This is a genomic window from Streptomyces spinosisporus (assembly GCF_022698145.1).
In the GTDB taxonomy this organism is placed as follows: Bacteria; Actinomycetota; Actinomycetes; order Streptomycetales; family Streptomycetaceae; genus Streptomyces; species Streptomyces spinosisporus.
In genome coordinates, this window is sequence record NZ_JALDAX010000033.1 from 1 (window position 1) to 12,087 (window position 12,087).

A 12,087-nucleotide genomic window follows, 5' to 3' on the forward strand; every position below is an offset into this window, starting at 1 on the left:
GGGCCGAGCCACGACTGTCGCCCTGCATGTGCCTTGTGCAGCACCCATCCCAGGGGTCGCGCTCCCCTAGTACTGCAACGGTGTTTGCCGTGACTGGTGGCCAGGTCAGGGGCTGTGCCCGCGTCGTTTGTAGTGGCTGGTGCGGGCCTGGTGTTGTCGCCGTCGACGCCAGGTCGACCAGTGCAGGATGTGATCGACGGGTGTGGGTCGGCGGTCGGTGAGGCGGGTGATCAGCCGTCGTATCTCGGCGAGGCTGAGGTGGATGAGCTGGGAGGATCCGTTTCTGCTTTCCCGGTATCCAGCTCACGGGCCCGCAGGACGGTCAGGCAGGCGTGGGCGGCCATGGCGAGGGTCATGTGGCGGTGCCAGCCGGGGTAACGGCGGACTTGGTAGTCGTCCAGGCCGCATTCCTGCTTGGCGCTTTGGAAGCATTCCTCGATGGCCCATCGGCTGCCCGCGACGCGGATCAGGTCGTCCAGCGTGGTCTCGGCGGGGCAGTAGGCGATGTAGTAGGAGATCTCCCGGGGGCGGGCGACGCTGCGGCGGGCGATGACCCAGTGGCGGCGGTCGGGTCGGTGCCAGGGCCGCACTTCGACGCGGGCCCAGTCGTAGATCCGCAGGCCGTGAGCACCGTTGCCGCAGGAACGGCGCTTCCATTTCTGCCGAGCAAGGCCGTTGAACAGGTCATGGACGGGATGGTCGATCGCCCAGCGGGTGACCACGGTGTCGTGCCGGGTGGTGGCCATGACGTGGAAGACGTCCGCCCGCTCCAGCTCGGACCGCCAGCCTTTGCTGAAGCCGTAGGCGGCATCCGCCGTCACCCACCGAAACGGGATCTTGTCCGTGATGGCGCGGCGGACCATCGCCTTGGCCATGGCCACCTTGGTCTCGAAGGCGACCTCGTCGTCGATGCCGGCCCGGCGGCACCTTTCGCGGTCGTCGGTCCAGGAGGTGGGCAGATAAAGACGCCGGTCGATCAGCGTCCGCCCGCGGTCGGTGGCATAGGCGAGGAAGACACCGACCTGGCAGTTCTCCGTCCGCCCGGCGGTGCCGGAGTACTGCCGCTGCACCCCGGCCGACCGCGTCCCCTTCTTCAAGAAGCCCGTATCGTCCACGACCAGGACAGCGTCCCGGTCACCGAGGTTGTCGACCACGTAGTCACACACGTCGTCGAGCACCTCATCGGCGTCCCACTCGATCCGGTTCAGCATCCGGTGGATGCGGTCCGGGCCTGCGTGACCGGCTTCCTCCGCCAGCGTCCAGCCGTTCTTCCGCTGCAGCGGAGCGATCAGGCCCCGCATATAAGCCAACGCCGACTCCCGCGGCTCCGTCCTGCTGAAACGGTGCACGAACCGCTCATGCACAGCATCCAGTTCACCCGCCCACAACCCGACATCAGCAAGGTCCCCACCCACAACCACACCAACGACCGACCTGGCCAGCAGTCACGGCAAACACCGTTGCAGTACTAGGTCGTGTCCGCAAAGTCAGGGAAGCCAGAATTGCAGGCAGGCGATGGTGACCAGGGCCTGGTAGTGGCAGGCGAGTTTGTCGTAGCGGGTGGCCAGGGCTTTGTTGTGCTTGAGCTTGTTGAAGCAGCGTTCCACGACGTTGCGGCGCCGGTAGGCGGCCCGGTCGAGCCGGCAGCGGCTTTCTCCTCGTCGGATACGGCCATTGATCTGGTCGATCCGTTCCGGGATCGCGGCCTTGATGCCTCGTCGACGCAGGTAGCGGCGGATCTTTGTGGACGAGTAGCCCTTGTCCGCGACGACCTGCCCGGGTCGCGTTCTGGGCCGTCCGGGCCCGCATCGGCTGACGCTGATGCGGGTCATGACCTGCTCGAACTGGGTGCAGTCGTTGACGTTGCCGGCGGTGATCGTGAAGGCGAGCGGCCGGCCCTGGCCGTCGCAGGCGAGGTGGATCTTCGTGGTCAGCCCGCCGCGGGACCGGCCGATCGCCTCGCCCGGCCAGAGCTGTCCGCGTACTCGTCTGAGTGCGCCACCGAGTACGAAGTTCTATGCACCACTCTCAGGCCACGTCGGTGTCCCGCTCGAGGCCTGGAGGCGGTTCTTGAGCCGGTAGCTGTTGCCATTGATCGGGACGACCTCGCAGTGGTGCAGGAGACGGTCGAGGATCGCCGTGGCAAGGACCTCGTCGCCGAAGACCTGGCCCCATTCGCTGAAGGTCTTGTTCGAGGTCAGGATGATGGAGCCCTTCTCGTAGCGCTTGGAGATGACCTGGAAGACGAGGTTCGCCTCGGCCCGCTCCAACGGCTGGTAGCCCACCTCGTCGACCACGAGAACGGCGGGTCGCAGGTAGCCGGTGAGCTTGCTCATCAGCCGGCCCTGGTCCTCGGCGGCCTTGAGCTGGCGGACCATGTCGTCCAGGCTGGTGAAGTAGATCGAGTAGCCGGCCCGGCAGGCCGCGACCGCGAGGGCGACAGCAATATGCGTTTTGCCCACGCCGGGCGGCCCGAGCAGGGCGACGTTGGCCTTGAACCGTTCCGACTTTCCTGCCGGTGTTTTGTTGGCCGGTGATCAGTCGGCTCGTGGTCCTGTGTCAGCGTAATGTGCTGCCTCGTACTCGGTGGGGCTGATCATGCCCAAACTGGAGTGCAGGCGGCGGTTGTTGTACCACTCCACCCACGAAGCAGTGGCGTACTCGACGTCGGAGACGGTCCGCCAGGGCCCGTCGTCGAAGACCTTCGTGCGTATGCACTCGGCCTTGTAGAGCCCGTTGATCGTCTCCATCAACGCGTTGTCGTAGGCGTCTCCGACGCTGCCGATCGAGAGCCTGATGCCCTCGATGTGCAGGTGTTCGGTGAAGCGCACGCTGGTGTACTGCGATCCGGCGTCGCTGTGGTGGATGAGCTGGTCACGCTCGATGGGAGTGCCCTCGTGGCTGCGTCGCCACAGCGCCATCCGCAGCGGCACGTCGACCAGCTCCACGTCTCGCTTGATGGAAGCGTGCCAGCTGACGATCTTTTGCGAGAAGCAGTCGACGATGAACGCGACGTAGGTGAAAGACTGGTGGGTGCGCACATAGGTGAAGTCGGTGATCCATTTCCGGTCCGGGGCCTCGGCCGAGAAGTCGCGGTCCAGGAGGTCCGCGGCCCGCGCGCCGGCCGGGTTGGGGATCGTGGTTCTGGGTCTTCGCCCGCGCACGACACCGGACAGTCCGAGCGAGCGCATCGCGCGGTCCACGGCACCGAACCCGGCCCCGGGCAGCAGGGTGCGGCGGATGAGAGCCAGCATCTTGCGCCGGCCATAGAGACCTTCCGGGGCCAGCACACGCTCACCGGCCGCGTTCGTGGTGAACGCCAGCCGTCGGACGGCGTCCTCGACCAGGGCGTCGGTGACCATGCGAGCCGGGGCCAGATTGGCGGACCCGGCCGGGGCACACCAGGCCCGCAAGGTTCGTGCCGCGATCTTCAACCCGCCCTGGTTCAGGGCGGCAAGGATCGACTCGACGGCATACCCCTCGGCCCGCATCTGATCGCCGAACGCCACGATCAGCGGTTTCGGGGGTCGAGCTCCCCCGCGAGGAAAATCGTCGCGGACTTCAGTACCTCGTTGACCTCACGGAGGCGCTTGTTTTCCGCCCGCAGCCTGCGCAGTTCCTCGCGCTCGTCCGTGCTCACGCCCGCGGCCTGCCCGGCGTCGATCTCCTGCTGCATCACCCAGCGCCGCACGGACTCCCGCGAGACACCGAGGGACTCGGCGACCTGGACATGCAACGCACGCTCCGAGGAGTACTCCGAGCGATGCTCTGTCACCAGCCGCACAGCCTGGCTACGAAGGGCTGCATCAATCTTCTTGGGCACGTGTCCCATCCTCTCTGCTGCCTCACAACGGAGCGGCAGAGAAGTCGGAACGGTTCAACCTGGGACTTCGTGGCACGGACCTCGACCAGTTGGCGGGGGCGGACCTTGCGGGCCGGCACCGAGTAGAGGTTCGCGTCGAAGGCGACCAGGCAGTCTTTGCCGACGTGTCGCAGGTGCCGCTGCGTGACCACATACGGGGTCTTCGGCAGTGGGCGCAAAGCCGCGTGATCACGTGCCGCCCGCTGTCCGATGATCTCCCCGTGGGTGCCATGGACCTTCGCTCGCCGCAACGGAACCCAGGCAGCGAAGGCGGCGTTCAGCTCCTCGATCGAGGAGAAGGCCCGCCCCGCGAGCACGTGATCCCGAACGATGCCGACCTGGCGTTCGACCCGGCCTTTGCCCTGGGGCCGGTAGGCGGCCAGCACATCGATGTCGAAGTCGTAGTGCCCGGCGAAGGCAACGGCCTCCGGATGCAGCGGAACTGCTTGGCCCGGAGCGACGTGCCGGCGCACGACCGTTTTGGTGCGGTCGTAGACGATGCTCATCGGCACCCCGCCGAAGTGCGCGAACGCGTGGCGGTGGCAGTCGAAGAACGTCGCCAGGTCCTGGCTGGTGGTGAAGCAGCAGAACGGATCGCGCGAGTACGACAGCGTCATGTGAAACGAGTAGACCTTCGGGACGCCCACGTGAGCGAGGACCTTTCCCTCGTCTCCCCAGTCCACCTGCGCCTGAGCCCCCGGAACGACCTCGAACCGCCGGTGCATGCCCGCCAGCTCGCCCGGAGCAATACCCAGTTCTTCCGCTATCCGTGGCCGGGCTTCCTGCAGATAGAGCTTCACCCGCTGGTAGTTGATGGTGACCGCGTAGTCCTGGACCAGACGCTCATGGACTACCGATGCCTTGAGCAGAACCTCGGACCTGAGCATCGCGTCGATCAGCGGCGCGACTTCGTCCACCACCCGCCGATGCCGCCGGCCGGCACCCTCCCGCTTCGGTGGCGCAACCGAAGCCGGATCCTTCAGATACTTGCTGACCGTCCGGCGGTTGAGCCCCGTCTCCTTGGCGATCTCCCGCAGGCTCATCGCACCGGACTCATACAGCGGCCGAAACCGCCTCAACTCCAGCCACCGATGCGGATCCAGGACCACCGTCGGCCGCCTCCCTGCCACCCCGAACTGACAGCAGCAGACTCACGGTTCCCAATACATCACCGCACCGGAAACGGTGCACATTCCTCCGTACGAGGTGGCGCACGATCACTTGTACGCCGACAGTCGCCTCCCCCACGCCCGCCATGAATCCCTGCGCCCTCCCTCCGGCAATGAGCGCTACTTGCTCCCGTGCCTGCGCCAACTGGAAGGCGCGGCGCCCACGCTCGCCAGGTCAAGTCCGCCGAGCCACCACGATTCCGCGGCTTCACCATGCATGCCGTAGCCCGTGCGGCCGGACCCGAGCCGACTTGCACACCCTCGGCAGCCGGCACAGCCAGGGACTGTCTCCTCGATCAAACAGAGCTTGAGTTGCCCGTGGCGGCCTCTCGGGTTACTTTCGATACGCAACGGTAGCGTATCGAAAGTGGGAGTGAAGCGTGTCAGGCGCATCGAGTAGCTCAGGCAGTGGCGGCACGGTTCGGCCGCCGGTCACGGGACGGCCGCGTGACACCAGCCGGGACCTGGCCATTCTTGATGCGACGCTGGCGCTGTTGACCGAGGTGGGCTACGAGCAGCTGTCCATGGAAGCGGTTGCGAGCCGTTCCGGGGCAGCGAAGACGACGATCTACCGTCGCTACCGTGACAAGGCCGCGCTGGTCGCGGCCGCGGTCGAGCACCGCTCGCACGCCACCCCTCCCGAACCTGCCGCAGGTGACCTGCGAGGGGACCTCCTCCAGCTTGTCACCTGGCTGAGCCGACAGATCGCCGAGCAGGAGATCGGCCTGCTCGGGGCAGTGTTCGCCGGCATGCGCAGCGACGCACGGCTCGCGGAGGAGATGCGCCGCATTCTGCGCCGGGACGAGGCGGAGATGACCGACGAGCCCCTGCGCAAGGCCATCCGGCACGGAGAACAGCTGATCCCCCGGGCTGCCGAGATCTTTGCCGAGGTCGCCCCGGCCGTCATTGTCCACCGCATCGTGATCGCGGGCGAGTCGTGCGACGAGGCGTTCATCGCCCGCCTCGTCGACGACATCCTCCTGCCAATCCTGCGCAGCCACTGACGCTCACCCGCCTGCGCCCGGCGCACCGCGGAAACGGAAGGAAGACCCTCATGATCGTCATCACTGGAGCGACCGGCGCCCTGAACGGCGCCACCGTCGAACACCTTCTCAAGCGCATGCCCGCCGAGCGAATCGGCGTCAGTGTCCGCGATGTCGCCAAGGCTCAGCATTTCGCCGACCGCGGCGTGCGCGTCCGCCAGGGCTCCTACGAAGACCCGGCCGCGTTGCAGCACTCCTTCGAGGGTGCCGAGCAGGTCCTGCTCGTCTCCTCCAACGACCCGCACGCCGATGCCGTCGCCCTGCACCGTGCAGGCATCGAGGCCGCCGTCGCGGCCGGAGCCGCGCGCATCCTCTACACCAGCCACCAGGGCGCCGGCGCCGACAGCCCCTTCCACCCGGCCCGTGACCACGCCGCCACCGAACAGCTCCTGGCCGACTCCGGCGTTGCATGGACCGCCCTGCGCAACGGCTTCTATGCCCACAGCCTCGCCTGGCTGCTGGGCCCCTGGCAGCAGACCGGCACCATCACTGCCCCGGCCGACGGGCCGGTCTCCTGGACCGACCGCGCCGACGCCGCCGAAGCGGCAGCGGTCATCCTGGCAGGCCACCGCACCTTCGACGGCCCGATCACGCTCACCGCCGGCCAGGCCGTCACGTTGGACGACGTCGCCGCGATGGCATCGAAGTCCAGTGGCCGTGAGGTCACGCGCGTGACACTGGACGACGAAACATGGATCGCGGACCAGGTCGCCGCCGGTACTCCGGAGGCGATGGCGCGGATGACGCTCACCACCTTCCTGGCCGCCCGGCAAGGCCGCTTCACGGGTGTCGATCCGTTGCTCGCCGAGCTGCTGGGCCGAGAGCCCCGCAGCGTCGCCGACCAGCTGGCCGACATGAACGCCGCCTGAGAGAGGAAGCCACTGGCGTGCTCAGCAGGGGGGATCTCACCGATGACTAGCGGGCAGTGCTGGAGCCTCTGCTACCCAAGAGCAACAACCGCTGCGGCCGCTGGCAGAACCACCACCAAGTAATCAACGGAATCATTCACCAGTTGATCACCAGCTGTCATTGGCATCAGCTGCCCACTCGCTTCGGCCCGTGGCAGACCATTCACAAACACCACAGCCGGTGGCCCGCCGACGGCAGCAGGAAACGGCTGCTCCAGCACGCCCAGGCAATCACTGCCAAAGCCGTGCCATCAACTGGAACACCAACGTCGACTCCACACCAATCCAGGCCCACCAGCACCCCACCGGCGCACCGACCAATCCACCACCACTACCTCCGGCTACCTCAAAAGGGGTGCTGCAAAAATCAGTTCACCTACACGCACACACGCACCTGTTCCCAGCACAGACAGCGCGGCAGGCAAAACCCCCGGCCATTCCCGGGGCGGCCCGACCACGAAGATCCACCTCAGCGCGGACGGCAAACGCCGCCCACTCTCCCTGGTCCTCACGCCCGGACAACGCGCTGACTGCACACAGTTCGAGCCCGTCACGGCCGGCTCATTCCACTTCCGGGACGCCCAGCGACGCACACACTGCCGGGACGCCGCCGGCAAGGAGGACAGGTCGGCCAGCAGGAGGACTCGTGGGTCGTCCCGTTCTCCAAACTGAGCAATCCACAGGTCGGCACTGAAGGATCTGCTCATCGAAATGCGAGCCGTGACCCCAGAAGATGCGTTAAAGCCACTTCGGCTGCGGCAGGCCGGGATTCCTTTCGACAGGACACCAGCCTGGCCGCGTCACGTTTTCGTAGACCTCAGGGCTCGTCCCGCCGGACGTGACGCCCGCAAGATCACGGACGATCCGGAGCTGCCCGAACACCGGCACCCACGCCATCTGCACCCTGCAACAACCGGCGCAAGAGCCAAAAGACCCGGCCCAGACCGACCCTCCACCACACCGTGCGGGCTCAGCCGACACTCCACGCGACCTGGACCGGCACCTGTCCCACCATCCACAGCAACATACCCAAAACGACATACACCCAGTCAAAACCTCGTCAAAGCTCGATTGACTGACACTAGCTAATTAGGTACGGTAGTGTCGTTGCGAGGGTGTTGACCCAGGCCAGGCCCGATGAGCTTCACGGTTTCGTCGGTTGCGGGTGTCGCCCCCGCGCGAAAAGCGGCGTTGGCCCGCCCTGCTCTGACACCTCGGGCCGCCGGGATCGGTCCCGCCTTGGGTCGTTTCCGGCAGACCGTGGCGGGCGGCGGCTGGGCCGCGGTCCGGGAGAAGTGCCTGCGGACTCCCGGGGGCGCCCGGTCGGCGCTCTTCCCTGTCGCACTCTCGGACAGTCCGGCAAGTACACCCCGGCGCGATGTCACTTCCAGATGCCCCATTCAATCGACACAAGAGGCAGTGCCATGTCAGCAGTCAGCGCGCTCGCGTACGACGTCTTCATCGCCGATCCCATTCCGCAGGACGTTACGGATCTTGTACCCAATGGTGATCGGCGCGTGTTCTCCCCGCTTTCCATCACACTGATCCACGGGGAGCACGATGCGGTGCTCGTCGATCCTCCCCTGACTTCCCAGCAGGGCGAGGAGGTCGGGAAGTGGATCGAGGACAGCGGCAAGAACCTCACCCACATCTTCGTCACTCACGGCCATGGTGACCACTGGTTCACGGCCGACATGCTGGCCAAGCGGTTCGACGCCCAGGTCGTCGCCACGGCCGGCACGATCAAGCAGATGCATGTGAACGTGGCGATTCGCGAAGGCTTTTGGGACAGCCTCTTCCCCGGGCAGATCCCGGACGCTCCGGTTACCGCTGTGACCGTGCCGCACAACCGGTTCACACTCGAAGGACACGAACTGGTGATCATAGAGGTCGGCCACACCGACACCGACGACACCAGCGTCCTGCACGTTCCCGACCTCGAGCTGGTGGTCGCGGGTGACGTGATCTACAACGGCGTGCACCAGTTCCTGCGCGAGGCCGGAAACGGTGGCTTCGACGCATGGCGCCGGGCCATCGACACCGTCGAAGCCCTGGCACCCCGCTGGATCGTGGCAGGACACAAGAACAAGGAACTGGACGACAACGCCACGCGCACCATTGCCGAGACCAGGCACTACCTCGACACCACCGAAGACCTGCTCGGCAAGCACGACACCAGCCTCGACTTCTTCAACGCCTGCCTGGAGCGCTACCCCGAGCGCCTCAACGCCGGTGCCCTGTGGGGCGGAGCAGTCGCCCTGTACTCCTGACACCCCCACCGAGCAGCCACCACAGCATTCCCAGGCTTCGCACGACATCAGGTCACACTGACATTTGATGGCCCGTCAACGTCACCGCGGGCCATCACAACACCTTCATAGTGACTCAAAACGCCCATTCACCACTGCACAACATGCCCCATCCGAGGAGTACACCGAGAGCCCGTCACGGCGTACGTGTTGTGGATGACGCAGTGGGGCAGAACTGGGACAACACAGTAGGTGCATGAATAAAGTCACCCGTCGGATCATGTCTGCCGGGCCGTTCGGCGGCAGGGCCGACGTTTCCCTCAGGCGTGTTCTGTTCCGGCGAGCCGCTATATCTTACCCACGACTGTCGCCCCTGTCAGGCGGCAAGGACCTACGCCCCCGTATTCCGCTAGTGTTGTACGGATCGGTATCCGGGGCACTGTTGCCGGAACTGCCCCTGAGCTGGGTGACACTGCGAGAGAAGGAGTGGTGCGTCGGCTGCAGGGGCCTTACGTGAAGGAGATGTCAGAGATGCGATGGGTAGCCACGGAGCGAATCCCCGGACTGACCCCGGCGCCTGGTGGCCTGGCCTTTGTTCAAGATCTCCTAAACTCCTGCTCTGACGGCCGTCAAGGCGCCAGGCACAGACACGAGGATCTTTTCTCTGACATCGATTCTGCTCGGAATTGGGTGCGTGAGGCAGGGCAAGCACTAGGTAAGGCACGCGGAGTCGATCTTTCGCCCCCAGACTTGCCCGAAACGGACCTTGCAGATCTGATAGGACTGCGTAACGAACTACGCCTGCTTGTTTCTGGGCATACGGATGATGATGACATGGAGTCCCTGCCAAGACTCCGATCAGCTCAGGTGACCGTGGCGGCGATTTCCGGTCCTGCGTTTGCCGCATTGCCCAGGGGAAGGGGTTGGCGCTGGGTCGCCTCCGCAGTGCTCGCAGAGTGCTTTCAGGCTCAGCAAGACGGTTCGTGGCGCCGACTCAAGGTATGTCGTAACACCGCGTGCGTGGCGGCATTTTATGATCGGACACGGAATAATAGTGGCGTCTGGCACAGCGTTCGGAGTTGCGGAAACCCGGCCAACCTACGTGCTTCACGGGCCCGCAAGCGAGCATCTCAAGCATGACACCAATCGCGCCAGCTGGCGAAATTTAATTCCGCTCCATCTCATGAGCTGGGCCATTCTGGCGTCCATGGTTCGGATTGCTTCCGTGATGACACGACTAAAGGTGCATAACGTTTACCGTCTGCGTACCGCATCTGATTGCCCAAATGTTCCTTGCCAAAGCGGGGAATGGGAACGCACCTTCCCTCAATGTAGCGGCAGCCATGAGCGGCCCTCGATGACGCTGTTCCGTTTCGAGGAGCATAACGATCATGGTTTCTGTCAGTGGAATTCCCGCACCCAGACGGAAAGGCACCGTCACCCGCATCCCGACCGAGGTCACGACAAGGACGCGGCCCTCGTCGGACCACGCGTGGGCACGCGCTTCCTCGGGCGTCGGGAACTCGACGGCCCACTTGGCGGTACGGATGCTGCGCACCCACAGGGGACAGCCGGTGGTCACGGGCCGGTGCGCCGTCCTCTGCGACGACGTCCGCCAAGGCCCCGACGTACGGCCTGCCCAGGAACTCGGAGGGCCGGAAGAAGGACCGGTAGCCCTCCCTGCCGCCTCCAGGACCATGGCCGGACTGACGTGGTAGTTCGCCGCGCGCCGCAGAGCGCCCCGGCCCGCGACCGAGGCGCTCTGGCCACCGCTGCTGACCCAGGATCCACACCTCCACGTCGGCGCCCCCGGCACGTATGCCTCGACACCCTCCGCTGAACGGTAGGTGCCCGCCGGCAGGGCGAGGATGTCGTCGAACCGCTCGGCCCAGTCCTGAGACTTCGCCCCCGGCAGCAGTAGCAGCCTGCGCTGCAGCGCGATGCGGGGTGAGCCGAACAGATGCTCGAAGGAGAAGCGGGGCGGGATCAGCAGGCCGTTCGGAGTGCGGCCCCGCCGTCCGTCGTGACGTGCCCGGCCGCCGGACGGCCCGGCGAGCGGGCCGCAGTACACCGCATCCAGCACCGCGCCGTCCCCCGTGCCGCTGGGCCTCGCCGGCTTTCCCGGACCCCACCGACGAGGCCTCGGCCGCATGGGCGGGCACCCCTCTGTGTCCGATTACGGCGCTCAGAGGCCAACTGTGACGCTCAGTCACTACTGTTTGTAAGCACCTCATTGAGCTCAACGGCACGACTCAGAAGCGGCTCCACAACCTACGAAGTTGATCTGGTCGACCCGGCGGTCAGTGAGCCCTGAGAGGGGCAACTGCTGGAATGCGCGTTCGATGCCTCTCCCGTCGACCGGGAGCTTCTGGACTTCGCTGTTCGCCTGACACACAGGTCCCACTGCAGCTGAGAGAAAACATTGAAACCGGGTGCGCCAGGATCACCCGTTGTCATCAAGGAGTTGGTCGATCTCCCCATCGATGTCGACACGCTCCATTTCCCTCCCGATCGGCACAAGAACACTGGTTCGTTCGAGGTACAAGTGAAGCGCCTGATGAGCAAGTAGGAGCTTCGCATCCTGTCCCTGGCCGTGGATGTGAATCGCGACCTGCAGCGACCCGCTGGGCAGGACTACCGGAATGACCTGTACCTCGCCCATTCCTGCGGGGCCGATCAGTCCGGCGCGCAGGAGGTCCCGAGATACCCACCACACACCACTGTTCGTACCAGAGGGCTGCGGCTCTGTGAGAGTAGCCGACACGCGCACCACCAACGGGTCACGGGCGATGAACCGTATTTGTAGATCGCAGGTACGCAACTCTCCCTGCCCCAGACTCACTTGCCCGGTCACGA

Annotated in this window: 9 protein-coding genes and 3 pseudogenes; 5 read left to right on the plus strand and 7 right to left on the minus strand. The window is 65.6% G+C overall.

Translation table 11 applies throughout. The features are described 5' to 3' along the window. Positions 1-230 precede the first annotated feature (230 nt). From MQN93_RS42360 to istA, 5 genes and pseudogenes are all read right to left on the minus strand, one after another. Positions 231-1,415, minus strand: coding sequence for an IS701 family transposase (locus tag MQN93_RS42360; RefSeq protein WP_242713706.1), 1,185 nt, complete (start codon positions 1,413-1,415; stop codon positions 231-233). A gap of 72 nt (positions 1,416-1,487) precedes the next feature. Beyond that, a pseudogene (locus MQN93_RS42365) lies at positions 1,488-1,988 on the minus strand (IS5 family transposase); the annotation flags it as partial. Between the two features lie 40 nt (positions 1,989-2,028). Beyond that, positions 2,029-2,495 (minus strand): annotated as a pseudogene (istB, locus tag MQN93_RS42370) (IS21-like element helper ATPase IstB); the annotation flags it as partial. A 42-nt stretch (positions 2,496-2,537) separates the two neighbouring features. Further along, a protein-coding gene (locus MQN93_RS42375; protein WP_242713707.1) for an IS3 family transposase occupies positions 2,538-3,823 on the minus strand; the annotation gives its coding sequence in 2 pieces (ribosomal slippage) (positions 2,538-3,544 and positions 3,544-3,823; 1,287 coding nt in all). Then, positions 3,772-4,971 (minus strand): IS21 family transposase, encoded by a 1,200-nt coding sequence (gene istA, locus MQN93_RS42380; protein WP_242713708.1) that lies wholly within the window; start codon positions 4,969-4,971, stop codon positions 3,772-3,774. Before istA ends, MQN93_RS42375 begins: the two co-directional genes overlap by 52 nt. Positions 4,972-5,411: 440 nt before the next feature. On the opposite strand from istA, the gene MQN93_RS42385 reads away from it, so the two are divergent. From MQN93_RS42385 to MQN93_RS44495, 5 genes are all read left to right on the plus strand, one after another. Next, complete coding sequence (locus MQN93_RS42385; RefSeq protein ID WP_242713709.1) at positions 5,412-6,035, plus strand: TetR/AcrR family transcriptional regulator; 624 nt, start codon at positions 5,412-5,414, stop codon at positions 6,033-6,035. Positions 6,036-6,085: 50 nt separating this feature from the next. After that, positions 6,086-6,943: an NmrA family NAD(P)-binding protein gene (locus tag MQN93_RS42390; protein ID WP_242713710.1), complete on the plus strand. Its 858-nt coding sequence runs from the start codon at positions 6,086-6,088 to the stop codon at positions 6,941-6,943. Between the two features lie 56 nt (positions 6,944-6,999). After that, positions 7,000-7,512: a transposase gene (locus MQN93_RS44490; RefSeq protein ID WP_372504536.1), complete on the plus strand. Its 513-nt coding sequence runs from the start codon at positions 7,000-7,002 to the stop codon at positions 7,510-7,512. A gap of 894 nt (positions 7,513-8,406) precedes the next feature. Further along, a complete protein-coding gene (locus MQN93_RS42400) occupies positions 8,407-9,252 on the plus strand; it encodes an MBL fold metallo-hydrolase (RefSeq protein WP_242713711.1) in 846 nt (281 codons plus the stop codon). A gap of 510 nt (positions 9,253-9,762) precedes the next feature. Beyond that, complete coding sequence (locus MQN93_RS44495; protein WP_372504537.1) at positions 9,763-10,371, plus strand: CGNR zinc finger domain-containing protein; 609 nt, start codon at positions 9,763-9,765, stop codon at positions 10,369-10,371. Positions 10,372-10,693: 322 nt separating this feature from the next. On the opposite strand, the pseudogene MQN93_RS42405 reads toward MQN93_RS44495, so the two are convergent. Both MQN93_RS42405 and MQN93_RS42410 read right to left on the minus strand, forming a co-directional pair. After that, positions 10,694-11,314: pseudogene (locus tag MQN93_RS42405) on the minus strand (LLM class oxidoreductase); the annotation flags it as partial. Positions 11,315-11,674: 360 nt separating this feature from the next. Beyond that, positions 11,675-12,085 carry an SsgA family sporulation/cell division regulator gene (locus tag MQN93_RS42410; RefSeq protein ID WP_242713712.1) on the minus strand — a complete coding sequence of 137 codons (411 nt, stop codon included), beginning with the start codon at positions 12,083-12,085 and terminating at the stop codon, positions 11,675-11,677. Between the last annotated feature and the right edge of the window lie 2 nt (positions 12,086-12,087).

Excerpts from the sequence above, each read along its gene's own strand:
- MQN93_RS42390 (WP_242713710.1), top strand. The coding sequence starts at position 6,086 with ATGATCGTCATCACTGGAGCGACCGGCGCCCTGAACGGCGCCACCGTC.
- MQN93_RS42400 (WP_242713711.1), top strand. The coding sequence starts at position 8,407 with ATGTCAGCAGTCAGCGCGCTCGCGTACGACGTCTTCATCGCCGATCCC.
- MQN93_RS44495 (WP_372504537.1), top strand. The coding sequence starts at position 9,763 with ATGCGATGGGTAGCCACGGAGCGAATCCCCGGACTGACCCCGGCGCCT.